The sequence below is a fragment of the Streptomyces cyaneochromogenes genome (assembly GCF_003963535.1).
Lineage (GTDB): Bacteria > Actinomycetota > Actinomycetes > Streptomycetales > Streptomycetaceae > Streptomyces > Streptomyces shaanxiensis.
Window position 1 is genome coordinate 1,308,828 of the sequence record NZ_CP034539.1, and the last position, 23,608, is coordinate 1,332,435.

The window sequence follows — 23,608 nt, forward strand, 5'->3', positions numbered from 1 at the left end:
CGATTCCCGGCGCCTAGAGCGCGAACTGCCCGGACGTCTGCTGGATTTTGACGATCACGAACTCCGCCGGCCGGACCGGTGCGATGCCGACGAGGACGTTGACGATGCCGTTCTCGATGTCCTCGGCGGTCGTCGTGTCGCTGTCGCACTTGACGAAGTACGCCTCGCGCGGGGTGCCGCCCTTGAAGGCGCCCTGGCGGAAGAGGGTGTGCAGGTACGAGGAGGCGGCGAGCCGGATCTGCTGCCACAGGTTCTCGTCGTTGGGCTCGAACACCACCCACTGCAGGCCCCGCTGGAGGCTCTCCTCCACGTGCAGCGCGAGGCGGCGCACCGGCACGTACTTCCACTCGCTGTCGAGCGCGTCCGAGCCCTCCAGCGTGCGCGCGCCCCAGACCACGGGGCCGGTCACCGGGAAGGTACGCAGGACGTTGACGCCGAGCGGGTTCAGCAGGCCGGTCTCCCGGTCGGTGAGGTTGACCGTGAGCGAGTGCACGCCCGCGAGCCGCGCCTCGGTGCCGGCCGGGGCCTTCCACACGCCGCGCTCGGAGTCGGTGCGGGCGATGACGCCGGCGACCGCGCCGGAGGGCGGGAAGGAGCGCAGCCGGCCCGTGAGCGGGTCGGTGAGCTGCAGGTGCGGGAAGTACAGGCCCGCGTGGTTGCCGCGCACGGCGTCGAAGGCGGCGAGCCCGGCGCGTGCGGTGTCGACGCTGACCCAGGTGCTCGGCGCGTCGACCAGCAGGAAGATCCGTCGCTCGGCACACAGCCGCTGGGCGGCCGAGATGACGGTGAGGGCGTCCTCGGTCTTCTCGTACGCCGCGAGCTCGGGCAGCGCCAGCAGGTTGACGTCGGCCACGCCGCGCAGCGCCTGGATGCCGCTCTTGTCACCCTCGCTGCCGATGAGGTCGCGCGGTCCGGGTGCCTCGCCGTCCTCGCCGCCCTCCAGCGGGAAGACCGGCGGGTTCACGGAGGCCTCGAGACCGAGGTCGTTGGCGCACTCGCCGAGGAAGCGGACGATGTCCTCGGGGTCGGTGGAACCGGCGACGACCTGGATACGGCGGCCGAAGGCGGTGACCTCGGCGCCGGCGAAGGCGTGCTTGCCGGGCGCGTCGGGCAGGGCGCGCAGCTTGCGCTCCAGGAGCAGTGCCAGCTCGGCGACACTGCACGGCGCTTCGCCGTCGCAGTCGGGGTCGTAGAGCTTGAACTCGCGCTCCACGTCACCGATCTTGACGGTCAGGTCGACTTCCAGGTTGGGCAGTTCGTCGCCGAACGGCTTGGAGACGGTGCCGGACGGGTCGGGACGGCCCTCGCCGACGACCTCGACGCGGATCAGCTTGGAGCCCGCGTTGATCACGGTCTGCGCGTAGCGGCCGTGCGAGGAGTCCATGGACAGGCCGGTGAAGCTCTCCCGGGCGTCGCCCTTGGCGTCGTAGACGCGCAGGTTGAACGTCTCGTCGGGGCACGGTGTGTCGTGGTCGACGGCGACACGCAGGCCGTTGCCCCAGAGGCCGGGCTCCTTGGCGTGCACTTCGAGGACCGAGCCCTCGCTGTGACCCTCGGTGGACTTGAGGGTGACGCAGGCGGCCTTGCCGCTGCCGGCCTTGGCGACGCGGACGATGACCGCGACGGTTCCGCCGTTGCCGAAGAACTGGTGGACGGCGTAGCCGACGGCGCTCTGGGCGCTCAGCCCACCGAAGCGGCGCTCGAACTCCGCGAAGCTGGTGACGCGTACCGGCTCGTTGAGCGGACCCCGCCGGGTGTGGCCCACAAAGGCCGTCACGGACGTGGTCAGGGTCGAGATGGTGCGGGTACTGCTGGGAAGTTCCTCTACGTAGACGCCGGGATACGTCGGCTTGGCGGCGCTGACCGCGCTCATCGGCATTCCCCCTCCTACTCCCTGTCTCGGGCACCGGACAAAGGCACCAAGAGATGGCAGAGGGAGGCATTCCCGACCGGGGCACGAAAACGCCACTCACACGAGCGACGTCGAGACGTGCACCGCACCAGTTTCCCCCGTCATCACCGTGGGCGATCGACCGCACGGCTCAAGCAACGCGCTTGTGACTCCTGATGCTCAAGTGCTCAACACACCTTCACGTGTTCGAAGTTGACCGAACAAGGCGCCTTCAGGCCACCCCCGGAGGGGGTTTGGTGAAGGCCCCCTCGCGGCATCCACACATGTCACCGGCGCGCCCCGGCCAGGTGGTTCACAGATTCCGCACGCAAGGGGTCGCCACGGAGCGCCGAGCGGGTCCCCGCGTCCCCGAAAGGGCCTCCATCCCCACCGTTCGACTGGTCGCACGTCCGTACGCCTCCCCGAGTCGTACACAACATCCCGTGGCTGGTTTTCCGGGGGTGACGCGAACTCGCCCCTCCACAACCGCCCTGATGGGACCGGTGAAATCTCGGCGTCATGTCTGGACATACGCATGATCAACCCGGCCCGGCAGGACTTCGCCGAGGAGGGGAAGGGGTCCGTCGAGGTCGGCAAGGTCGCGGACCTCTGTGCTAGGGCTCCGCCTGTGCAGAAAGGCTTCGCCTTGAAGGCATGGCCGTGCACAGATGGCGCCGCTACCGTGATCGACCGGCTTCCGCGCGGGAGAAGGAGTGACGGTGGGCGCAGTCGGGTCGAGGACCGTGTTGGTCACCGGTGGCAGCGGGTTCGTCGGCAGCCATCTGGTCAAGCGGCTTCTGGAGCGTGGGTACGAGGTCCACAGCACCGTGCGGAGCATCGCCGACCCGGCGAAGGTGCGCCCGCTGCGGGAGATGCAGGAGGCGTACCCCGGCCGACTGTCCCTGTTCGAGGCGGACTTGCTCACGGAGGGCTCCTTCGACGAGGCGATGAGCGGCTGCCGGGTCGTGTTCCATGTGGCCTCGCCGTTCCGCATGCCGGAGAAGATCAAGGACGGCCGCCGGGACATGGTCGATCCGGCCCTGCTCGGCACGCGCAATGTGCTGGCGGCCGTCGAGCGGACGCCCACGGTCGACAGGCTCGTCCTCACCTCCACCGTGGGCGCGATCTTCGGCGCCTACGCGGACGTCCTGGACATGGACGACGCCGTGCTGTCGGAGCGGTACTTCAACACGACCAGCACGGTGGAGAACAACCCCTACCACTACGCCAAGACGGTCGCGGAGCGCGCGGCCTGGGACGCCGAGGCCGCCCAGGGCCGATGGCGGCTGGTGACGGTCAACCCCGGCCTGATCCTCGGCCCTTCCCTCACCCCCGCCTCGGAGTCCGGCAGTCTCTTCCTGCTGGAGGAGCTGTTCAAGGGCTACTTCTTCTACGGCGCCCCGGACTTCAGCTTCACCACGGTGGACGTCCGCGAGGTGGCCGACGCGCACATCGCGGCCGCGGAGAACCCGGACGCGAAGGGCCGTTACATCCTCGCCGCCCCGACCATGACGTCCTTCCACGACATGGCCCGCATCCTGCGGACCCGCCGTCCCCGCGACGTCCGCCTCCCGCGCACCGCGCTCCCGCACTGGCCGGTACGCGTCCTGGGCCCGGCCTTCGGGCTGACCCAGGACTACATCCGGGGACACCTCGGCATCCGCTTCCGGGTGGACAACAGCCGGAGCGTGAGCGAACTCGGCATCAGCTACCGTCCGATCGAGCAGACGGTCCTCGATCATTACGCGGCGTGGCGGAGCCAACGCGCCGCGAAGTGAATCCGGCCGCCTACCCGCTCCGAGCGTCGAAGGTCACAAAAACGTATCGGACATTTCACACGTCAACCTTCACGCGAGTCACACAAGTTGGCTAGGTTACGCCTAGGCCGCACGACGACCTCCGGCGAACACGTCGGGACGTACGGCCTCCGCTGAGTCCGGTGCACCCGCAAGGGCGAACCGGAGCCGGGGACCCAACCGAACTCGGGGTGAATCGGCCCAACCGCCTTTCGGGGCAAGGGCCGTAGGGCACACCTTCCGGAACCGATCGCCCGAACCCTCCCCCAGAGCCTGAACGGCCTGGGGGGACCCCCACCGCTGACCCGGTAGGCGGACTACGGAAGGAGTACGTCGCCCATGGCGCCGGAACGCACCGCGCGTCCGGGGGCTTTGAGCCTCCCCGGCATGCGCAATTCCGCACTCGCGTCGGCGGCTCTCACCTCTGTGGCCCTGCTCGCCCAGACGGCCAACGCCGCCCCCTCCGCAGGGGACGAGGTCCCGAGCCGCGAGGAGGTCAGCCGACGGGTCAGCTCCCTGTACGACCAGGCCGAGTCCGACACGGGCACCTTCAACGCCACCCGCGCCGCGGCGACGGGACCGCGCAAGCGCGCCGACCGGCCCACGGACGCCGGACGCAGGCCCGCCGGCGGGGCCGGCAAGGGCCGCAGCGAGGAGAGCAGGCGCAGCGACCCCGCACTCGACGATGTCACCCGGCAGTGGTTCGACGCCGCCCGCTCGAAGGTGGGTCCGACCGTCCCGGCCACGCTGCCGAGAGACAGAATGCCGAACCGTCCCACCGGGGCACGGCCCGCCCGCTCGGCGGAGCGCGCGCTGGAGGGCCTCACCGACCGGGGACGGGAAGCGTCCGGGCGTGCCGCCCTGGAGCTGCCCGCCGCACCGGTCGCCGCGCTACCGGCCGCACCCGTCGCCGAGCTCCCGGCAGCCGGGGCCGCAACGGCACCCATGGCGGAGCTGACCGCCGACCCGATCGCCGCCCTGCCTCCCGCCCCCGAGGCGCTGCCTGCCCTGCCCGCCCCGACGGCCGACCCTCAGCGGGCCCCCCTCCGGACGACCAAGGAGCAGAACCAGCGCAAGCTGGACCGCGCCCGCGAGCTGCTGTCCGCGTACACGGTGCGGCAGAGCATGGAACTCACTCCCCTCGAGACCCCGTTGGGCCAGGCCCCGGCCGCCGACACCTGGAGCGCCCCACAGGCTCCGGTCCAGCCCTCGGCCGAGACACAGTGGCAGGCCCTGCAGGACCTCGGCGCATCCGACCTGACCCCGGTCCCGGCGGGCACAACGGCCTGGTCCGGCGTGGCAGTTCAGCCTGCCTACACCACTTCCGTCGCCACCACCGACCGGAGCACCGCCACGAGTCAGGTCCTGGACACCGGCCAGACCTACACCGCCGGCCAGGCCTACACCGGTCAGGCCCTCGACACCGGCCAGGCCTACACCACCAGTCAGTCCTTCGACACGAGCACCACCCTCCCCACCATCACCGCCACCGCCTCCCAGGACACCCGAGCCATGCGGGCACTGGACTTCGCCCGCGCCCAGATCGGCAAGCCCTGCGTGTGGGGGACGACAGGCCCGGACGCGTACGACGGCGGGGGCCTCGCCCAGGCCGCCTGGAGGGCCGCCGGCATCACGCTCCCCCGCACCCCGCAGGAGCAGGCGACCGCCGGCCGCGGCATCGCCCTCACCTATGCCGAGCCCGGCGACCTGGTCCTCTTCCACGTCGGCCACGTCGGCATCTACTCCGGAAACGGCTTGATGATCCACGCCCCCGGTCCGGGACGGGTCATACGCGAGGAGCCGATCGACTACGCCGGTGAGTCGGCGATCCACAGCGTGATACGCCCGGCCTGACCAGCCGGAACGCGCCCTTCCCGAAGCGTCGGTCGTCCGCCGCCCCGCCTCCGTGAGGCGGGGCGGCTTCGCGTTTCCCCGCCGCTGAAGCCGGCCGCGACGCCGATCCCGACGCCGATCGCCACGCCCACAGCGCCACCCATCGCGACACCCCTCCACCTCCGCTTTGTCGATACGTCCTGACAATCCCATTGACACCCACCTCCGGACGACCGCATAGTACGTGCCACTAGAGCGCGCTAGTAACGCGCTCCAGCCGTATCCGACGGGCGGCGACCCGTGACTCTCCCCCCACCTGAAACCCGCCCTGATCAGCACAGCGAGGTGCATGGGACATGCGCAGACACCACCGAGCCGCCGCTCTGACCGCCACCGCCGTGGCCGGCGTCCTGTTCGCCGCGGGCTGCTCCAGCAGCTCCGGCGGCAAGGACTCCGAGGAAGGCGCCGCGGACGCCTCGGCGGGCAAGGCCACCACGCCGCGGATGACCGTGGCCATGATCACTCACGCCGCCCCCGGCGACACCTTCTGGGACCTGATCCGCAAGGGCGCCGAGGCCGCCGCGGCCAAGGACAACATCAAGCTCGTCTACTCCAGCGACCCGAGCGCGGGCACCCAGGCCAACCTGGTGCAGAACGCCATCGACCAGAAGGTCGACGGCATCGCGCTGACCGCGGCCAAGCCGAGCGCCATGAAGGCCGTGGTCGCCAAGGCCACCGCCGCCGGCATCCCGGTCGTCGGCTTCAACTCGGGCCTGGACAACTGGAAGGACCTCGGCATGCTCGAGTACTTCGGGCAGGACGAGAACATCGCCGGCCAGGCCTTCGGCGAGCGGCTGAACGAGAGCGGCGCCAAGCACGCCCTGTGCGTCATCCAGGAACAGGGCCACGTCGCCCTGGAGGCCCGCTGCGCCGGTCTGAAGAAGGGCTTCAAGGGCACCACCGACACCCTCTACGTCAACGGCACCGACATGCCGTCCGTGAAGTCGACGATCACCGCCAAGCTCCAGCAGGACTCCTCGATCGACCAGGTCGTCACCCTCGGCGCACCCTTCGCCCTGACCGCCGTGCAGTCGGTGTCCGACGCCGGGAGCAAGGCCAAGATCGCCACCTTCGATCTCAACAAGGAACTCGTCACCGCCGTCCAGGACGGCAAGGTCGAGTTCGCCGTCGACCAGCAGCCCTATCTGCAGGGCTACCTCTCCGTCGACTCGCTGTGGCTGTACAGGACCAACGGCAACTTCAGCGGCGGTGGCACGGCGCCGGTCCTGACCGGACCCGCCTTCATCACCGACGACAACGTCGACGCGGTCGCCGAGTTCGCCGCCAAGGGAACGCGGTAACCCCGAGAACGGGCGGGGCCGGCCGTGACCGCGACGGGGCACGGCCGACTCCGCCTCCCTGCTCTCCCAGGGCCTGTGCACAGGCTCTCAGGCCGGCTCCTTCGGGGCCGGCCCGCTCGTGCCCCGGACGACGAGCTTCGGGTCCAACACGGCCTCGCGCGGCTCCAGTTCCCGGTTCTCCAGCCGCTCCACGGCGAACCGCACCGCGTTCTCGGCCATCAGCGGCGCGTCCTGACGGACCGTCGTCAGGCCGATCGGCATCAGGTGGGAGAGGTGGCTGTCGTCGTAGCCGACGACCGACAGGTCGCGCGGGACCTCGACGCCCGCACGGGTCAGGGACATCAACAGGCCCATGGCGCACCGGTCGTTGCCCGCGAGGACGGCGGTGGGCAGGGGCTGTCCACGGTCGCGCTCGGCGAGGAGCAGCAGCCCCGTCTCGATGCCCGACTCCTCGGTGTGGGCGCCGGGGATCACTCGCGCCTCTGACTCCAGACCGTGCCGGCGCATCGCGGCCCGGTACGCGCGCCGCCGCTCGGCCGAGCCGGGGCCGCGCCCGCCGTCGATGTGCGCGATACGGCGGTGGCCCAGCTCCACGAGGTGGTCCATGGCCTGCCGTACGCCCTTGGCCTCGGCGCTGTGCACGAAGTCCACATGGGCGCCCGGGGCGCGGCGGGCGACCGAGACGGTCGCGGCGCGGTGGCCGAGTTCGTCGAGGTAGGCCGGGTCGGCGTCGGGGGCGAGCAGGATCAGCCCCTCGCAGCGGTGACTGAGCAGCGCCTCGATCGCCTTGGCCTCACCGCGGCCCGGAGTGGTGCCGGAGAGCAGGACGTCGTAGCCGAGCCGTTCGGCCTCCGGATAGATGCCTTCGATGAGGTCGGTGTGGAAGATCTGATGCACGATGAACATCACGCCGAGCGTGCGGCTGCGGCCGCGCGCGAGCAGCCGGGCCGCGCTGTCGGGCCGGTAGCCGATCTCGTCGGCGACGCGCAGGACCCGCTCACGGGTCTCCTGGCTCGCTCCCGGCTGGTTGCGGAAGACGATCGAGACGAGCGCCCGGGACACACCCGCCCTCTCGGCGACATCCGCCATCGTGGGCCGCTGCCTGCCCGAACCGTCCACCTGTGCACCCACCCTTCGCCGTCGCTCACCTTAGCCGGGTCGCGAAATCCGCGGCCGGGTCTCGCGATCTCCCGGCAACAAGCTATTGACATGACATTTGGACCAGGGTCATCGTACTTGGACTAGAGCGCTCTAGTAGAGCGCGACAGCACCATCGTCCACTGACTTCCGTCCCCTCCCCGAAGGACCCGTCATGGCAACGGCGCCAACCTCGCTCCGCACCACCGCGGGCAATCTCTGCCTGGGCTCGGCCCCCGACTCCTGGGGCGTCTGGTTCCCCGAGGACGACCAGCAGGTCCCCTGCACCCGCTTCCTCGACGAGCTCGCCGCGGCCGGGTACACATGGCTGGAACTCGGCCCGTACGGCTACCTCCCCACCGACCCGGCCGTCCTCGCCGAGGAACTCGCCGTGCGCGGTCTCAAGGTCTCCGGCGGCACCGCGTTCGGCGCGCTGCACCGCCCCGAGGCCTGGGACGGGATGCTCGCCCACGTCCGCCAGGTCGCCACCCTGACCGCCGCCGCGGGCGCACACCACCTCGTCCTCATCCCGCCCATGTACCGGGACGAGAGGACCGGCGCGTTCACCGAGTCCCCCGAGCTGACCGCCGAGCAGTGGGCGGGCTTCGGCACGGCCGCCGACCGGCTCGGCAGGCTGCTCCTGGACGAGTACGACGTACGGCTGGTCGTCCATCCCCACGCCGACAGCCACATCCAGACCCAGCCGGAGATCGAGCGGCTGCTGAACGAGTCCGACTCCCGCTGGACCAACCTCTGCCTGGACACCGGCCACGTCGCCTACGGCGGCGGCGACAACCTGGACCTGATCCGCCGGTTCGGCGAGCGCGACGGGTACGTCCACATCAAGCAGATGGACCCCGAGATCCTCGCCCAGGTGGCCGCCGAGGACCTCTCCTTCGGCGAGGCCGTCAAGCGCGGTGTGTGCGTCTCCCCGCCCGCCGGGGTGCCCAAGCCCGCCGACGTCGTCGCCGAACTCGCCCGGCTCGACGCCGAGTTGTTCGTCATCGTCGAGCAGGACCTGTACCCGTGCGCGCCCGAGGTGCCGCTGCCCATCGCGGTCGGCACCCGTGAGCACCTGGCCGGCTGCGGCCTGACCGGGACCCGCCGTCCGAGCCTCACGACCCCCGAGCGGTGAGGAGGCGGCACATGGACGTCAGGGACGACGCGACACAGGCCCCCACCACCGGCACGGACGACGCCCCGCCCGCGGTGTCCCGCAGGCTGCGGCTCATCACGGTCATCGCCACGTTCGGCGGACTGCTCTTCGGCTACGACACCGGCGTCATCAACGGCGCCCTGCCCTACATGACCGACGACCTCGGCCTGACCGCCGTCACGGAGGGCATGGTCACCAGCTCGCTGCTGCTGGGCGCGGCCCTCGGTGCCGTCGTCGGCGGTCGATCGTCGGACGCGCGCGGACGGCGCCGTACGATCCTCGCCCTCGCGGTGCTGTTCTTCGTCGGCGCGCTCGGCTGCACACTCGCGCCGACGACGGCCGTCATGGTGGTCGCCCGGTTCGTGCTCGGCCTCGCGGTGGGCGGTGCCTCGGTGACCGTGCCGGTCTACCTGGCGGAGGTCTCGCCCGCCGAGCGACGCGGCGCACTGGTCACCCGTAACGAACTGATGATCGTCAGCGGCCAGTTGCTGGCGTTCACCTCCAACGCGATCATCGCCCGGGTGGGCGGGGAGTCCGGCGGGGTGTGGCGCTGGATGCTGGTGATCGCCACCCTCCCGGCCGTGGTGCTGTGGTTCGGGATGCTCGTCATGCCGGAGAGCCCGCGCTGGCTCGCCTCGCAGACCCGCTTCAACGAGGCCCTGGACGTGCTCAAGCAGGTAAGGTCCCGGCAGCGTGCCGAGGCCGAGCTCGCCGAGGTGTCCGCGCTCGCCGTCAAGGAGGAGCAGGAGAAGCTCGGCGGCCGGCAGGACATGAAGGCCACGCCGTGGATCCGCAAGCTGATGTTCATCGGCTTCGGCATCGCCGTCGTGCAGCAGATCACCGGCGTCAACACGATCATGTACTACGGCACCCGGATCCTCACCGACGCCGGCTTCGCCTCGGACAGCGCGCTGACGGCGAACATCGCCAACGGCGTGATCTCGGTGCTGGCCACCTTCGTCGGCATCTGGCTGCTCGGCCGGGTCAACCGCCGCCCGATGCTGATGACCGGCCAGATGGGCACCACCGCCGCGCTGTTGCTGATCGGCGTCTTCTCACTGGTGCTGCCGTCCGGTGACGGCCGTGCCTACGCCGTGCTCGCCATGACCGTCACCTTCCTCGCCTTCCAGCAGGGCGCGATCTCGCCGGTGACCTGGCTGATGCTGTCGGAGATCTTCCCGATGCGGATGCGCGGCTTCGGCATGGGCGTCGCGGCCGTGGTGCTGTGGCTGACCAACTTCGTGATCGGACTGGTCTTCCCGTCGCTGGTCTCCGGCATCGGGATCTCCAACACCTTCTTCCTGTTCGTGGTGGCGGGTGTCTTCTCGCTCGCCTTCGTCAAGCGCTACGTCCCCGAGACGAAGGGCCGCTCGCTGGAAACCCTCGAAGCCGAACTCCGGGCGCGCTTCTCCTGATTCCCCCCTGTCCCCGGTCCGGCCGGGGGCCGCAGAAAGGACCACCCCCATGACTGTGCGAGTAGGCGTCATCGGCGCCGGCTGGATCGGCAAGGAGCACATCCGGCGCCTGACCGGCACCATCACCGGCGCCCGGGTCACCGCGGTCACCGACATCGACGCCGCCCGCGCGCGGGAGGCGGCGGCGCCGGTCGGCGCACGCGTGCTGCCCGACGGTGCGGCCGTGGTCGCGGCGGACGACGTCGACGCCGTCCTCGTGACGTCCTGGGGCCCGACCCACGCCGAGCACGTGCTGAACGCGATCGCCGCCGGGAAGCCGGTGTTCTGCGAGAAGCCCCTCGCCACCAGCGCCGAGGACTGCCTGAGGATCGTCGAGGCCGAGGCCGCCCACGGCCGCCGGCTGGTCCAGGTCGGCTTCATGCGCCGCTACGACGCCGGCTACCGGCAGATGAAGCGGGTCATCGACTCCGGCCGGATCGGCGAGCCGCTGATCGTGCACTGCGCCCACCGCAACCCGACCGTCCCGCAGTCGTACACCTCCCCCATGGCCGCCCTGGACACGGCGGTCCACGAGGTCGACGTGCTGCGCTGGCTGCTGGACGACGAGATCGTCTCCACCCAGGTGGTCACCCCGCGCGCCACCAGCAAGCGGTTCGCGCACCTGAAGGACCCTCAGATCATGCTCTTCGAGACCGCCAAGGGCATCCGCATCGACCTGGAGGTCTTCGTCAACTGCCAGTACGGCTACGACATCCAGTGCGAGGCGGTCGGCGAGGAGGGCCTCGTCCGGCTGCCCGACCCCGCCGCGGTCGAGGTGCGCACCGCCGGTCAGCACAGCACCGAGGTGCTCACCGACTGGGTGGGCCGCTTCCGGGACGCCTTCGACACCGAGTTCCGCGAGTGGATCGCCGGCATCGCCGTCGGCGACGAGCCCACCGGGCCCTCGGCGTGGGACGGCTACGCCGCCACCGTCATCACCGCCGCGACCGTCGAGGCCCTGGAGTCGGGCCGCGTCGTCGCCACCGACCTCAAGCCCCGTCCCGCCTTCTACGGAGGCGCCGCGTGAAGATCGCCCTCGACCCGTACATGCTCCGAGCGCTGCCCATCGACGAGATGGTGCGCACGGTCGCCGAACTCGGCTACGAGTACATCGAGTTGTCGCCCCGCGACGACTTCATGCCGTTCTTCCGGCACCCTCGCGCCGACGACGAGCGGATCGCCGAGCTCAAGAACTCCCTGCGCACGCACGGCGTCCGGCTGTCCTCCGTGCTGCCGCTGTACAAGTGGTCCTCGCCGGACGAGACGGAGCGGCAGGCGGCCGTCCGCTACTGGAAGCGGATGATCGAGATCACCGCCGACCTGGAATGTCCGCTGATGAACTCGGAGTTCAACGGCCGCCCCGAGCGCGCCGCCGAGAGCGAGGCGGCCTTCTGGCGCTCGCTGGAGGAGCTGCTCCCGCTGTTCGAGCGCGAGGGCATCGCGCTCAACCTGGAGGCGCACCCGGACGACTTCTGCGAGGAGAACACCCCCGCCGTCGACCTGGTCCGCGCGATCAACAGGCCGTGGGTGAACTACCTCTACTGCGCGCCGCACTCCTTCCACCTGTCCGGCGCCGACCCGACGGCGGACATCGCGGCGATGATGCGCTACGCCGGAGACAAGCTCCAGCACGTGCACATCGCGGACTCCTTCAACCACAAGGGTTCGTCCGGCCTGCGCTACATCCTCAACCCGCCCGGCACCCCGGCCCGTATCCACCAGCACCTGGACATCGGGCAGGGCGAGGTCGACTGGGACGCCTTCTTCGGCACGCTGCGCGAGCTGAACTTCGACGGCGTGGCCACGGCCTGCGTCTTCGCCTGGGAGGAGCGGGCCGAGGAGTCCTCCGCGTTCATGCTGGACCGCATCCGCAAGGAGCTGCCCGCGTAGGCGGTACTCAGGTGGGCGGGCCGCCCGATTCGCGAGCTCACCCGTAGCTCTCGGGACGGCGGCGGTCCGCCCTGCGCTGTGCCAGCCACAGGGCGACCGCCTCCGCGATGGGCTGCCCGGTCTCCAGCTCCACGAAGCCGAACTGGCCGCCCTGGTTGCACTCCAGGAACCACCAGATGCCGTCCTCGTCCTCGGCGAAGTCGAAGGCCGCGTACGCCAGTCCGGCCAGACTGACGTACTCCTGCACCGACTTGCCGATGCGCTCAGGGACCGGGACCGGCTTCCAGGCGTGCCCGGTGTCGCCGTAACGGCCGTCGATCTGGCCGGGTTCGGCGTTCTTGCGTGCGGCGAAGAGACGGGTGCCGACGCAGGTCAGGCGGATGTCGGCCCGCTTGGGGACGTACCGCTGGAGCAGCGCGGGCCCGGCCGCGACGGCCGAGAAGTCGGCTTCGGGGCCGACGAGGGTGGTGGGCAGATCCAGCACGGGGTCACCGGGCGGCGGCCCTGAGGCCGACTTCACCACCACCTCCCCGTACTCCTCGGCGAACTCCCTCGCCAGCCGAGGTGCCGTGGTGAAGACGGTCGGCGGCACGGCGAAGCCGCTGAGGTGGGCGACTCTCAACTGCCAGGGCTTCAGGCGGGCTTGGTCGGCGTTGCGCGGATGGTTCATCCACCGTGCGGCGGCGGAGTGGAGCATGCCGTACAGCGCCTGCCGGGTCTCGGCGGTCAGCCAGGGCGAGGGCTGCGCGGCGTGCGCGGCCGGTTCGCCGGGCCTGCGCACCCAGATGGAGCGCAGCCCACCCATGCTGAGCACATGGCCGTTGACCGACAGGTGGCCGTCGAAGTCGCCGTGCGCGTAGTCGGCGGACAGCACGGCCTTGCCGGGCAGGTCGGCGGGGTCCAGCCGCAGCACGGGCGTCCCCGCCGCGTGCAGCCTGGCCACCACCATGTCGGCCGTCACGTCCTCCTCGGACGTGAGGATCAGTACCGTCATGCGCGGTCCGGGTCGTCAGTCGTCGAAGTGGGTCGCGGATCCGGCAGTGGACGTCGTGGTGCCGACGGCGAGCAGAAGGTCCGGGTCGCTGACGGCGAGGCGACCGTCGGGCAGGACGTTCAGCTGGCGGGCCGGGTCGAAGTGATACGGCGTCACGGCGTCGGAAAGGCCCCTGGGAGACGTGTAGTTGAGGGTGAACGGTCGCACTCGAAACCTCCGGGTCTCGTTCCTGATTACCTTGCCGTCACTTACGCGTTCCTTGCGTAAGGAATTCACTACTTACCGCCACATCGGGGTGAAGGTCGTCACATCAACCGCACGGGTCGCACGCGTCTTCCCCGCGAATAGCTCATCGAATGAGATGCCACATCTGTCACCGAAGTTGCCTGCCGGCACAGGAGTCCTTGACGCTGAACCGTTTCATTGCTTCTCTCAAAAGGCAGTTCTTCATGGGAGCGCTCCCAATGAGGCGTCCGCAAAGGACGCCGCTCCCGGGCAGCCCGGCGACCCGGACATCAAGTTCGTCGGCCGCTGGGACACCCGCAGCTCCAGCACCCTCTACACCCCGTACGCGTGGGCCTGGAGCAGCAGTTCGGCAGGCTCAACCCCAACTCGCCCACGCCCGACCGGGACTTCTCCCGCTACCAGGCGACGCCGTCGTCATCAACCTGGGCACCAACGACGTGGGCCACGGCGTCAGCTCCACCCGGTTCCAGTCGGCGTACTCCAGCCTGCTGCGCAAGGTCCGGGCCGCCTGTCCCCGGGCCTGGATCTTCGCGCTGGAGACCTTCCGCGGCCGGCTGCCTGGTCATCCCTTCGAGGCGGCCGATCGCAGCCGGCGGAGCAAGTGCGGTGCCGCCTCGCTCAGTTGGTCCACCTGGTCGTCGATCAGCCGGAGACACCCGTCGAGCGAGTCGGCGGGTGTCTCCGGTATCTCCAGCAGGTAGCGGTACCCGCCGTTCTCGTCGTCATCAGCGCTCTCAGCGCTGTGCGGATCGTCGACACCGATGTCCGCCTCGACCGAGAAGGCCTCCGGTGACATGCGTACGGTCAGGCCGCACGTCATCTCGCGGCCGTCCCGCAGATCGAGGGTCACCCCCAGGACCTGCATCCCCGGCGTCGCGCCGTACGACGCGAACTGCCGCCAGGTGATCGCCGGTTGGTGCTCCAGGAACAGGTCGTACGCCATTGTCCTGAGCCGCCCCGCGGCACTCCACAGGGCGATGGGCAAGCGCTGGGCGTCCAGGTCGGCTGTGTCCACGGGCCGATCATAGGACCCGCCCTTCGCGCGTGACCCGTGGTCAGCGGAAGGCTCGCCAGTCCGCGTGCAGCGGGGCCGAGAGGCGGATGGTGATGAACTCGTTGTCGTCCGCCTTGCCCGGCGTACGGCCGGACGAGAAGGGGAAGTTGTTGTCGTTCAGGACCGCCAGCGTCCGGTCGTCGACGAGGTTGACGTCCTCGATCGTCTGGAACGGGAACCGGAACGTCTCCCCGAAGCCGCCGAGCCTCTTGGGGTTGGCGATGTCCAGCAGGTCGGCGACCAGGGTCTTGTCCATCAGGCCGTCGCCGTCGCGGTCCCGGGTGTCGGCCAGGTAGACGCGCTTGAACTTGGCGGTGTCGCCCTGTCCGCCGTCGCGCTCGATGACCAGGAAGCGGTGGCGGTCGACGGCGATGGCGTCGCCGATCGCGTTCGAGGTCGACTCCAGGCGGTAGACGAAGCGCTTCCCGGTGTAGGCGCGCTTGCGCAGATCGAACTCGCTGAACCGCAGGTCGCCGGGCGTGTCGCCGGTCACCGTGCCTTCGAGGAGCGGGTAGAGGCGGCAGCCGTCCACGGAGCGGACCAGGCCCTCGAAGCCCTTGCTGCTGCCGATGTTCGGCTGGGCGCCGTTCAGGTAGGGGTTCTCCGGTGCCTTCACCCCGTCGAGCGCGACCGGTGCCTCCAGGAGGCGGCCCTTGGCGGAGAAGTGCAGCAGCCAGGGGCCGAACTCGTCGCCCGACCAGTACGTGCCGTCCGGCATCCGCACGATCGACTCGACGTCGAAGTCGGCACCGGTGAGCACCCGGTCGGCCCGCGTGAGGGGGAACGGAACGTGGCGGTCGGGATCGCTCAGGTTGAACCCGCCGAGCACGGTGACCTTCCCGGTCCGCGGGTCCGGCTCGATGCGGTGGACGCGGAGCAGGAAGTCGGCGCTGTTGGCCTTGGTGCCGTACCCGTTGTCCGACAGCACGTCGAAGGTGCCGTCGCGCCGGTTCACCACACCGCTGAAGCCCTGGACGGGCTGGTGGGCGAAGGGCGCCGCTATGCCGTTGAAGGGGCCCGCCCCGATGGCTGAGCCGGACGGCTCGCTGCCCGGCACGAACGTCTCGGCCGGCAGGGACGCGAAGCCGGTCAGCGTGGCGCGGCCGAAGTCCGGTGCGCCCCGGTCGGCCACCGCGGGCGACGCGAGGGAGAGGGTCAGCAGCGCGGCACTGACCATGATCGAGGTTCTTCTCATGGCGCGCACAGTAAGAGCATGCGGTGACGGGGGTCCCAACGACAGGGGAACACCTCACGGCACCGGCATTCCTCCACCCTGCAGGCGTTCCAGGTCGGAGGACCGGACCTGGATGACGAGGAGGGCGATCACCGCGGCGATCGCGGTGAAGATCGCGGCCATGATGAAGGCGGCGGAGACTCCGGCGGTGAGGATCTCGTCGGCGTACTGCGCCGGCAGCTGTCCGGTGCGCTCGAAGCGCAGCCGCTCCAGCGGGGTCGCCTGGGACAGGAAGGCCGGGATCTGTTTGTCGGCCTCGTTGTTGCTGGCGGTGCCGAACACCGTGACCAGGATGGACAGTCCGAGGGAGCCGCCGACCTGCTGGGTGGCGTTGAGGAGTCCGGAGGCGGCGCCCGTCTCATGGACGGCCACGTTGGACAGCGCCATCAGGGTCAGGGACACGAACTCCATGCCCATGCCGAGGCTGAAGACGAGCATCGGGCCGAGGATGCTGCCCAGGTAGGTGGAGTCGATGTCGGTCAGGGTCAGCCAGGCGAGGCCCGCGGCGGCCAGGATCGCGCCCGTCACCATGAAGGGTTTGGGCCCGTACCTCGGCAGGAGTTGGGATGCGAGCCCTGCGCCGATCGCGATGACGGCGCTCACCGGGAGGAAGGCGAGCCCGGCCTGGAGCGGGCTGAAGTCCAGCACGTTCTGCACGAAGAGGGTGAGGAAGAAGAACATGCCGAAGATCGCGGCGGCGAGGCTCAGCATCATGCCGTAGGTGCCCGCGCGGTTGCGGTCCGCGAACATGTGCAGGGGTGTGATGGGCTGCCGGGAGCGCGACTCGACCAGGACGAACAGCAGCAGGAAGACGACGGCCGCCCCGAACGCGGCCAGCGTGAGCGGGTCCCGCCAGCCGTCCTGCGCGGCCCGGATGAACCCGTACACCAGCAGCACCATGCCGATGGTGGAGGTCAGGGCGCCGGTCAGGTCGAAGTGGCCGGGGTGGCGCTCGGACTCCCGGATCCAGCGCGGCGTGGCGAGCACGATGAGCAGCCCGATGGGCACGTTGACGAACAGCACCCAGCGCCAGTTGAGCCACTCGACCAGGATGCCGCCCATCAGCAGCCCGATCGCGCCACCGCCCGCCGAGACCGCGGCGAAGACGCCGAACGCCCGGTTGCGTTCGGGCCCTTCACGGAAGGTCGTACTGATCAGGGCCAGGGAGGTCGGGGAGGCGATGGCGCCGCCGACGCCCTGGAGGGCACGGGCGGCGAGGAGTTGCCACTCGTTCTGGGAGAGTCCGCCGAGCAGTGAGGCGAAGACGAAGAGCAGGACGCCGAAGACGAACACGCGCCGTCTGCCGAGGATGTCGCCCATCCTGCCGCCGAGCAGCAGCAGTCCGCCGAAGGTCAGCGTGTAGGCGTTGATCACCCAGGACAGGCTGGTCGTGGAGAAGCCGAGCGAGCGCTGGATGTCCGGCAGGGCGATGTTCACGATGGTGATGTCGAGCACCACCATCAGCTGACAGGATGCGATGACCAGCAACGCCATACCGCTGCCACGGCCATCACCTCGCTCCGTCTCCTGCGGGGTGGTCCGTGCGTCGGGGGTCTGCTCCGGGTTGCTCATGGCATCGCGCCAGTGCGGCGGGTGGTCGGTGCTGGTTCCCGCACACCATTCGACCGTACGCCGCAACCGGACGGCCCTCCAGTCGATCACCGGGCGGCTGCGGCGCCGCTGGTCAGCGTCCGGCGCGGATCAGCCCGGTGAGATAGCGCCACAGTGACGAGCGCTGCCGGGTGGCCTGGTCCGGCAGCACCGGGACGGTCGGCTCCGGTGCCGGCCGGGCCGCGGTGTCCGCTGCCGTCAGCTGTGCCGACGCCGGCCGCGGTGCCGGTGACCGCTCGGCCGCCGCGGGACGCCCCGGCATGGGGGCGAGTTCGTAGCGGACGGGCAGTGAGCGCAGGCCGCGCATGAACGGCGAGGAGCGCCAGGGCAGTTGGTCGGCCGGGAGCGCGAGGTCGAGATGGGAGAACCGCTCGAAGAGCCGGCCCACGCCGACCGCCGCGACCGTGGAGGCGAGCTCGCGCGCCGGGCACTGGCGGGCGCCCGCGCCCCAGGACAGGTGGGCCCGGGTGCTGATGGTGCTGCTCGGCGCCACGTGGTCGGCGAAGAGCGGGTCGGCGTGCGCGGCGGCGGAGGAGACCCACACCGGGTCTCCGGCCCTGATCGTGTAGTTGCCGAGCGGCGTGTCCTCGGCGGCGAAGCGCGGGACGAAGTTCACCAGCGGCGGCTTGCGCATGACCACCCGGTTCATGGTCTCCCGGATCATCCCGGCGGACAGGCTGGCGCGTACGCCGCCGTCGCCGTCACCGGAGATGACCTCGACCACGGTGTTGGACATCAGGATGCCGACGTGGTCGGACGTCATGCCGAGCAGCATGAACAGCTCACGGGCCAGTTCGTCGAGGGAGAGATCGGGATGCGCGGCCAGCAGGTGGGAGGGGAAGTCGTCGCCCGGCTCCTTCAGCTTCACGGCCGCCAGTTCGGCGAGCGTGGCCAGCAGCCGCTCCAGGGCGGGCTCGGCGTCGGGCCCGGCGTCCAGGACCCGCCACATGTCCATCAGCGCGTCGTCGCCCTGGGAGCCGGGGAAGCCGAGGAGGTGGCTGGCCACCATCAGCGGCAGCGGGCGGGAGAACTGCGCGGACAGGTCGGCCACGCCGGTGCCGCCGCCCTGCCCGACGAGGGTGATCAGTTCGTCGGCGTAGGCGGTGACGGCCGCCTTCAGCCGCTTCGCCTGGGGGTGCGCGGGATCCTGGAACGGCTTGAGCGCCGCGTCCCACGCCGTCCTGAGCGGCTTGTATCCGGGACCGCCCTGGATCAGTACGTGGTTGACCTCCAGGGACGGCCCGAGCGGCCAGTCGGCGGGTACTTCGCCCGCCGTGCGGGCCCGCCAGTTCTCCAGTCCCTTCGGCCAGCCGTCGTCGTCCTGGAGTACCCGCAGCGCCTCCCGGTAGCCGAGCACCAGCCAGGCGGGCACGCCCAGCAGATCGACGGGGGCGACGGGGCCGTGCTGCTGTCTGAGCCGCTCGTACACGAGCGAGGGGCGTGTCTCGTAGTCGCGGGTCAGTAACGGCTGGGGAGTCAACTCCTCCAGTCCGGTGCCGTCGGCGCCCACGGATCCGCTCCCGCCCACCTGGGACTCCATCTGTCTGCCGCCCCCTTCGACACTCCCCGCACCGGCGCACTACCAGTGAGTAGCCGACAACGCCCGCGACCCTACCCCAGGGGGTCCGCGGGGTGAACGACGGGTACGGCGAAGGTCGACCGCGGTCAGCCTGCCGTCGGCGGGATGTTCTGGTTGGCGTGGAAGAAGTTGTCCGGGTCGTATGTGCGCTTCGTCGCGGCCAGTCGGTCGTAGTGGCCGCGGTAGGTGGCGCGGACGCGGTCCGGGCTCTCCCCTTCGCCGATGAAGTTGATGTAGGAGCCGCCCATGGAGTACGGATGCAGGTCGCTCCAGTAGTCGACGCACCACTGCCGGATCAGCCCGGCGTTGGCGGGGTCCGGGTCGACGCCGGCGATCACTCCGGAATACACGGCGTCCCGGTAGGCCCAGGCCGTGTCGTCGGAGCGGACTTCGTGGGCCTGCGCGTCCACGGGATACAAGTGCATCAGGGACAGCTCGGTGGGGAGGTTGTCGCCGTACTTGTGGTGCACCTCGATCGAGGCGTCGGAGATCTCGTCGAAGAAGTCGCCACGCCAGTACCACTGGTAGCCCTTGGGGATCAGCTCGTCGAACATGCCCTGCAGGGCGGGGTAGGGCATGGGCGTGCTGAAGTGGAAGGCGGGCGGGGCCGGTTCGTCCACCGTGGCCAACGCCTGTTCCAGGCGGTCGCCCTCCAGGTCACCGGTGTAGCACCAGACGACGCCGCACATCTTCTGCCCGTGGATCGGCTCGGGGAACGGCGGCCCGGGCGGGATGGTGAAGAGGGTGAAGAAGCCGTTGAGGTCCTGCGGTGCGGCAGGCAGGAACTCCCGGTACCAGCGCAGCACTTCCGGAGTGCGGTCGACCGGCCACACCGTCACCGCGACACCGACCGTGCCCACGGGGTGCAGCCGGAAGGTGAACGAGGTGACGACGCCGAAGTTCCCGCCGCCGCCCCGCAGCGCCCAGAACAGATCGGGGTGCTCCTCCTCGGACGCGGTGACGAAGGTGCCGTCGGCGAGGACGACATCGGCGGACAGCAGGCTGTCGACGGTCAGGCCGTACTTGCGGGTCAGGTGACCGTGGCCGCCGCCGAGGGTGAGGCCGCCCACGCCCGTCATCGAGATGATGCCGGCCGGCACGCCCAGGCCGAACGTGTGGGCCGCGTGGTCGAGGTCGCCCAGCTGCGCGCCGCCGGCCACCTGCGCGATCCTCGCGCCCGGGTCCACCCGCACCCCGCGCATCGTCGACAGGTCGAGGACGAGCGCGTCGTCGACCAGGCACAGACCCGGTCCGCTGTGGCCCCCGCCGCGCACCGCGAGTTCCGCTCCGGTGTCCCTGGCGAAGGAGAGCACGGCCCGCACGTCCGCCACGTCCACGCACTGTGCGATGGCAGCCGGACGCCGGTCGATCATGGCGTTGTAGATGCTGCGGGCCTCGTCGTAGCCCGGGTCCCGCGGGGTGATGACAGGCCCCCGCAGTCCCTCGCGCAAGACCTCCAGTGCCGTTCCGTTGATGCCGCCCATGACCGGACCCCTCTTGGTGAGGACGTCTGTGTGAAGACGTCCGTGCGAAGACGGTGAACCGCGGACGGATGGCGGCGCCCGACGTCCGGGCGGGCTGCGGGGGCGTGGTGCGCGGATCCGTTCGCACCTCATGTCGATGTCGGCAAGGCGCAGCGGCCCCGCCGTGTCCCAGTCTTCACCTCTCCATGGACGGTCGCACGTCGGCGATGGGCATGGCGGCCGTCAGGCCAACTCCTCGGCGGACTTCGCCCCCTGCTCGCGCAGCCAGGTGACCAGCGTGTCGTGGCCGGAGCGGTGCGCGGCGTCGAGGGCGGTCAGGCCGTCGTATCCGATCCAGTTGCTGTCACCGCCCCGTCGCAGCAGGTAGTCGGCCGTCTGCCGCTGCCCGCCGTGGCAGGCGCACCAGAGGGCCTCGGTGATCTCCTGCTCGGTGGGCGAGGCGGACTCGGACGTCCAGCGCGCGGCAACACGGTCGGCCTCGCCGAGAGCCGCGGCCTGCCACAAGGTGGTGCGCGCACCGCGCTCCACCAGTCGACGGGCGCAGTTCCACTGCCCGAAGGCCACCGCGTCCGCGAGCGGCGTGCCGTTGCCGATGACCGCGCCCTCGGCCTCGATGTCGGCGCCCAGGTCGAGCAGCGCGTCCAGCACGGGCACGTCGTCGCAACTGGCCGCCCAGTGCAGCGGGGTCTCGCGGTGCGCCCCGGTGAACCGGGCGTCCACGTCCGCGCCCGCGGCGACCAGCGCGGCCACCGTCCGGGGGCCGTTCGGCAGGTGGCCGGGCCAGTCGGTGGCGACGTGCAGCAGGGTCCGGGCGGTCTTCATGTTGCCCAGCCGGGCCCTGGCCAGCCCTCGATGTGCGGTCAGCAGGTCCTGCAACGCGTTCACGTCACCGGTCCGGATCGCCTCGACGGCGGCGCGGCCCAGTGGATCAGTCGTGTCGATCAGCATGGGAAGACCTCCCGGGTTCCCTGAAAGTCGCCGGATTCCTCAGAAGCTGAAGGTCATGAACGCCCCGAGGCCGCGATCGGCGGCCTTGCCGAAGAACTCGACCAGTTCCTCGTAGGCGTCCTCGAGCCATTCCCCGCCGTCGTCGTCCCAGATCCGGGGGTACACGTCCTCCTTGGTCATCTCCTCCGCGTCGTAATGTGCCGCGACCTGCTCCCACGGGGTGGCCCTCAGCTGCCGTGCCACGGTCTTGACCTCGTCCGCGGAGTACCCGAACAGCGTGCCGTCCTCCAATATCGGGAACCCGTCCATCAAGAACTCGAGGTGCACGTCGGTCTCGTCGAGCAGGAACTGCAGGCCGGCCCACTTCTTGTCCAGGCCGACGTCGGGGCGGCCCGGCAGCGGGTCGTCCTCGTTGTCGTAGAGCTCGTAGACGAACTCATCGGCCCAACTCGGGTCCTTCTCCGCCCTGTCGAGCTCCTCCGTGGTGGCGCCGACGAACGAAATGTACATGCCCATAACAGGCAGTCCCCCTTGGCGATTCGGTCGTTCGACCCCTTGATCGAACCGACGCAGGCGAGTGTTCCACAGGGCACTGACAACCGGGCTGACCTCCCTCTGTTACGCTCCCCGGGCCTCCCGCGGGGGAAGTCCGGTGAGAGTCCGGCGCTGACCCGCAACGGTGTGCGCGGGGACCTGGTCGTCCCTCGCGCGAGCCCGATCGCCCGTGGTTGGTGCGACCCGTTGACTGCTCGCCGTGGACTGCGAGAGGGGACCGCGCGGCCGGCACGGTCGTTCGGGCCGTCTCCCTGCTCGATGTTCACAGGCGGCCCCAGGCGAAGGACCGCCCCTCCCGTGCACCGAAGTCCGACCCGGATACCGACATCCGCACCGAGTCCCGGTGCCTCCCGCGTGGCGGTGTTGCCGCTCGCCCTGGGACTGGGGCTGCTGCTGCTCGTCTCCCTCGTGTGCGGCGTCGGGCTCGGGGCCGCCGGGATCGGGTGGGGAGATGTCTTCCGGCTGCTCGGGGCGGGGCTGACCGGCGGGACCATCGACGGCCGGGACATCGCCGCGTACACCATCGTGTGGGAGATCCGGCTGCCACGCGTCGTGCTCGGCGCGGTCGTCGGGGCCGGGCTCGCCGCCGTCGGGGTGGCCGTGCAGGCGATGGTGCGCAACGCGCTGGCCGATCCGTTCGTGCTGGGCATCTCCTCGGGCGCCGCGGTGGGCGCCAACGCCGTGATCCTGCTGGGGGCGTTCGCGGGGCTGGGGGTCTGGGCGCTGTCCCTGTCGGCGTTCGCCTCGGCGCTCGCGGCGATGGCGCTGGTGTACGCCGTGGCGCGCTCGCCGCACGGCCTCACCCCGCTGCGGCTGATCCTGACCGGGACGGCCTTGGCGTACGGCTTCGAGGCCGTCACCACCGTCATGGTGTTCGGCGCGGCCCGCGGCGAGGCCGCACGGTCCGCGATCATGTGGCTGCTGGGGAGCCTGGGCGGTGCGACCTGGGCCCAGGTGCCGCTCGCCGCGGTGACGGTGGCGGCCGGCTGGGCGTGGCTGCGGTGGCGGGCGGAGGCGTTGAACGCGCTCGCCATGGGGGACGAGACCTCGGCCGCGCTCGGCGTCCGACCGGCGCTGCTGCGGCGGGAGTTGTTCCTGGTCACCGCCGCCGTGACCGGGACCGTGGTGGCGGTCAGCGGGGCCATCGGGTTCGTCGGGCTGATGGTGCCGCATGTCGTACGGATGCTGGTCGGCGCCGATCACCGGCGGGTGCTGACCGTGGCGCCGCTCGCCGGGGCGGTGCTGCTGGTGTGGGCCGACCTGCTGTCGCGGCTCCTCGTCGCCCCCGCCGAGCTGCCGGTCGGGGTGATCACGGCGGTCGTCGGGGTGCCCGCGTTCCTGCTGCTGATGCGGCGCGGCGGCTACGCGTTCGGGGGGCGGTGAGC

Annotated in this window: 19 protein-coding genes and 1 pseudogene; 9 read left to right on the forward strand and 11 right to left on the reverse strand. The window is 70.6% G+C overall.

Annotated elements, in window-relative coordinates; all coding sequences use genetic code 11:
* Nucleotides 1-13: 13 nt before the first annotated feature.
* A complete protein-coding gene (locus tag EJ357_RS05625; protein ID WP_126389218.1) occupies nucleotides 14-1,879 on the reverse strand; it encodes a phage tail sheath subtilisin-like domain-containing protein in 1,866 nt (621 codons plus the stop codon).
* A gap of 731 nt (nucleotides 1,880-2,610) precedes the next feature.
* Here EJ357_RS05625 and EJ357_RS05630 point away from each other — a divergent pair.
* From EJ357_RS05630 to EJ357_RS05640, 3 genes are all read left to right on the forward strand, one after another.
* Nucleotides 2,611-3,669, forward strand: coding sequence for an NAD-dependent epimerase/dehydratase family protein (locus EJ357_RS05630; protein WP_126389219.1), 1,059 nt, complete (start codon nucleotides 2,611-2,613; stop codon nucleotides 3,667-3,669).
* 405 nt (nucleotides 3,670-4,074) lie between these two features.
* Nucleotides 4,075-5,541, forward strand: a complete 1,467-nt coding sequence (locus tag EJ357_RS50165) for an NlpC/P60 family protein (RefSeq protein ID WP_267132843.1) — start codon at nucleotides 4,075-4,077, stop codon at nucleotides 5,539-5,541.
* Between the two features lie 335 nt (nucleotides 5,542-5,876).
* Nucleotides 5,877-6,881 (forward strand): sugar ABC transporter substrate-binding protein, encoded by a 1,005-nt coding sequence (locus tag EJ357_RS05640; RefSeq protein ID WP_126389221.1) that lies wholly within the window; start codon nucleotides 5,877-5,879, stop codon nucleotides 6,879-6,881.
* An 87-nt stretch (nucleotides 6,882-6,968) separates the two neighbouring features.
* Here the strand turns inward: EJ357_RS05640 and EJ357_RS05645 are convergent, their stop codons facing one another.
* Nucleotides 6,969-7,970 carry a LacI family DNA-binding transcriptional regulator gene (locus tag EJ357_RS05645; RefSeq protein ID WP_126399220.1) on the reverse strand — a complete coding sequence of 334 codons (1,002 nt, stop codon included), beginning with the start codon at nucleotides 7,968-7,970 and terminating at the stop codon, nucleotides 6,969-6,971.
* 223 nt (nucleotides 7,971-8,193) lie between these two features.
* On the opposite strand from EJ357_RS05645, the gene EJ357_RS05650 reads away from it, so the two are divergent.
* Genes EJ357_RS05650 through EJ357_RS05665 form a run of 4 tightly spaced genes read left to right on the forward strand, consistent with a single transcriptional unit; the run spans nucleotide 8,194 to nucleotide 12,518 of the window.
* Nucleotides 8,194-9,153 (forward strand): TIM barrel protein, encoded by a 960-nt coding sequence (locus EJ357_RS05650; protein ID WP_126389223.1) that lies wholly within the window; start codon nucleotides 8,194-8,196, stop codon nucleotides 9,151-9,153.
* A gap of 11 nt (nucleotides 9,154-9,164) precedes the next feature.
* On the forward strand, nucleotides 9,165-10,589 hold the full coding sequence (locus EJ357_RS05655; RefSeq protein WP_126389225.1) for a sugar porter family MFS transporter: 1,425 nt from the start codon (nucleotides 9,165-9,167) through the stop codon (nucleotides 10,587-10,589).
* 49 nt (nucleotides 10,590-10,638) lie between these two features.
* A complete protein-coding gene (locus EJ357_RS05660; protein WP_126389227.1) occupies nucleotides 10,639-11,655 on the forward strand; it encodes a Gfo/Idh/MocA family oxidoreductase in 1,017 nt (338 codons plus the stop codon).
* On the forward strand, nucleotides 11,652-12,518 hold the full coding sequence (locus EJ357_RS05665) for a sugar phosphate isomerase/epimerase family protein (protein ID WP_126389229.1): 867 nt from the start codon (nucleotides 11,652-11,654) through the stop codon (nucleotides 12,516-12,518). Before EJ357_RS05660 ends, EJ357_RS05665 begins: the two co-directional genes overlap by 4 nt.
* A gap of 37 nt (nucleotides 12,519-12,555) precedes the next feature.
* Here the strand turns inward: EJ357_RS05665 and tgmB are convergent, their stop codons facing one another.
* Both tgmB and tgmA read right to left on the reverse strand, forming a co-directional pair.
* Complete coding sequence (gene tgmB, locus EJ357_RS05670; protein WP_126389231.1) at nucleotides 12,556-13,512, reverse strand: ATP-grasp ribosomal peptide maturase; 957 nt, start codon at nucleotides 13,510-13,512, stop codon at nucleotides 12,556-12,558.
* 15 nt (nucleotides 13,513-13,527) lie between these two features.
* Nucleotides 13,528-13,719 (reverse strand): putative ATP-grasp-modified RiPP, encoded by a 192-nt coding sequence (gene tgmA, locus EJ357_RS05675; protein WP_126389233.1) that lies wholly within the window; start codon nucleotides 13,717-13,719, stop codon nucleotides 13,528-13,530.
* A 257-nt stretch (nucleotides 13,720-13,976) separates the two neighbouring features.
* Between tgmA and EJ357_RS49130 the strand changes: the two are divergent.
* Nucleotides 13,977-14,291, forward strand: a pseudogene (locus tag EJ357_RS49130) (SGNH/GDSL hydrolase family protein); the annotation flags it as partial.
* 29 nt (nucleotides 14,292-14,320) lie between these two features.
* Here EJ357_RS49130 and EJ357_RS49135 read toward each other — a convergent pair.
* From EJ357_RS49135 to EJ357_RS05710, 7 genes are all read right to left on the reverse strand, one after another.
* The gene (locus EJ357_RS49135) at nucleotides 14,321-14,773 is read right to left on the reverse strand and encodes a hypothetical protein (protein WP_228472980.1); all 453 of its coding nucleotides are present in this window, start codon (nucleotides 14,771-14,773) and stop codon (nucleotides 14,321-14,323) included.
* Nucleotides 14,774-14,813: 40 nt separating this feature from the next.
* Nucleotides 14,814-16,007 carry an esterase-like activity of phytase family protein gene (locus EJ357_RS05685; RefSeq protein ID WP_228472982.1) on the reverse strand — a complete coding sequence of 398 codons (1,194 nt, stop codon included), beginning with the start codon at nucleotides 16,005-16,007 and terminating at the stop codon, nucleotides 14,814-14,816.
* A gap of 54 nt (nucleotides 16,008-16,061) precedes the next feature.
* The gene (locus EJ357_RS05690) at nucleotides 16,062-17,540 is read right to left on the reverse strand and encodes an MFS transporter (protein WP_126399224.1); all 1,479 of its coding nucleotides are present in this window, start codon (nucleotides 17,538-17,540) and stop codon (nucleotides 16,062-16,064) included.
* 190 nt (nucleotides 17,541-17,730) lie between these two features.
* A complete protein-coding gene (locus EJ357_RS05695) occupies nucleotides 17,731-19,197 on the reverse strand; it encodes a cytochrome P450 (protein WP_126389235.1) in 1,467 nt (488 codons plus the stop codon).
* A gap of 125 nt (nucleotides 19,198-19,322) precedes the next feature.
* A complete protein-coding gene (locus EJ357_RS05700) occupies nucleotides 19,323-20,720 on the reverse strand; it encodes an FAD-binding oxidoreductase (protein WP_175647316.1) in 1,398 nt (465 codons plus the stop codon).
* A 222-nt stretch (nucleotides 20,721-20,942) separates the two neighbouring features.
* Complete coding sequence (locus EJ357_RS05705; protein ID WP_126389237.1) at nucleotides 20,943-21,668, reverse strand: ankyrin repeat domain-containing protein; 726 nt, start codon at nucleotides 21,666-21,668, stop codon at nucleotides 20,943-20,945.
* A gap of 39 nt (nucleotides 21,669-21,707) precedes the next feature.
* Entirely contained in the window at nucleotides 21,708-22,184 is a 477-nt protein-coding gene (locus tag EJ357_RS05710) for a YfbM family protein (protein WP_126389239.1), read from the reverse strand.
* A 297-nt stretch (nucleotides 22,185-22,481) separates the two neighbouring features.
* Here EJ357_RS05710 and EJ357_RS05715 point away from each other — a divergent pair, with 297 nt between their 5' ends.
* Nucleotides 22,482-23,606, forward strand: a complete 1,125-nt coding sequence (locus EJ357_RS05715) for a FecCD family ABC transporter permease (protein WP_407698466.1) — start codon at nucleotides 22,482-22,484, stop codon at nucleotides 23,604-23,606.
* Nucleotides 23,607-23,608 lie beyond the last annotated feature (2 nt).

Bases quoted from the DNA above. Each gene is read 5' to 3' on its own strand.
- EJ357_RS05625 (WP_126389218.1), bottom strand. From the start codon at position 1,879: ATGCCGATGAGCGCGGTCAGCGCCGCCAAGCCGACGTATCCCGGCGTC.
- EJ357_RS50165 (WP_267132843.1), top strand. From the start codon at position 4,075: ATGCGCAATTCCGCACTCGCGTCGGCGGCTCTCACCTCTGTGGCCCTG.
- EJ357_RS05640 (WP_126389221.1), top strand. From the start codon at position 5,877: ATGCGCAGACACCACCGAGCCGCCGCTCTGACCGCCACCGCCGTGGCC.
- EJ357_RS05645 (WP_126399220.1), bottom strand. From the start codon at position 7,970: ATGGCGGATGTCGCCGAGAGGGCGGGTGTGTCCCGGGCGCTCGTCTCG.
- EJ357_RS05650 (WP_126389223.1), top strand. From the start codon at position 8,194: ATGGCAACGGCGCCAACCTCGCTCCGCACCACCGCGGGCAATCTCTGC.
- EJ357_RS05655 (WP_126389225.1), top strand. From the start codon at position 9,165: ATGGACGTCAGGGACGACGCGACACAGGCCCCCACCACCGGCACGGAC.
- EJ357_RS05660 (WP_126389227.1), top strand. From the start codon at position 10,639: ATGACTGTGCGAGTAGGCGTCATCGGCGCCGGCTGGATCGGCAAGGAG.
- tgmB (WP_126389231.1), bottom strand. From the start codon at position 13,512: ATGACGGTACTGATCCTCACGTCCGAGGAGGACGTGACGGCCGACATG.
- EJ357_RS05685 (WP_228472982.1), bottom strand. From the start codon at position 16,007: ATGAGAAGAACCTCGATCATGGTCAGTGCCGCGCTGCTGACCCTCTCC.
- EJ357_RS05690 (WP_126399224.1), bottom strand. From the start codon at position 17,540: ATGGCGTTGCTGGTCATCGCATCCTGTCAGCTGATGGTGGTGCTCGAC.
- EJ357_RS05695 (WP_126389235.1), bottom strand. From the start codon at position 19,197: ATGGAGTCCCAGGTGGGCGGGAGCGGATCCGTGGGCGCCGACGGCACC.
- EJ357_RS05700 (WP_175647316.1), bottom strand. From the start codon at position 20,720: ATGGGCGGCATCAACGGAACGGCACTGGAGGTCTTGCGCGAGGGACTG.
- EJ357_RS05705 (WP_126389237.1), bottom strand. From the start codon at position 21,668: ATGCTGATCGACACGACTGATCCACTGGGCCGCGCCGCCGTCGAGGCG.
- EJ357_RS05710 (WP_126389239.1), bottom strand. From the start codon at position 22,184: ATGGGCATGTACATTTCGTTCGTCGGCGCCACCACGGAGGAGCTCGAC.
- EJ357_RS05715 (WP_407698466.1), top strand. From the start codon at position 22,482: ATGTTCACAGGCGGCCCCAGGCGAAGGACCGCCCCTCCCGTGCACCGA.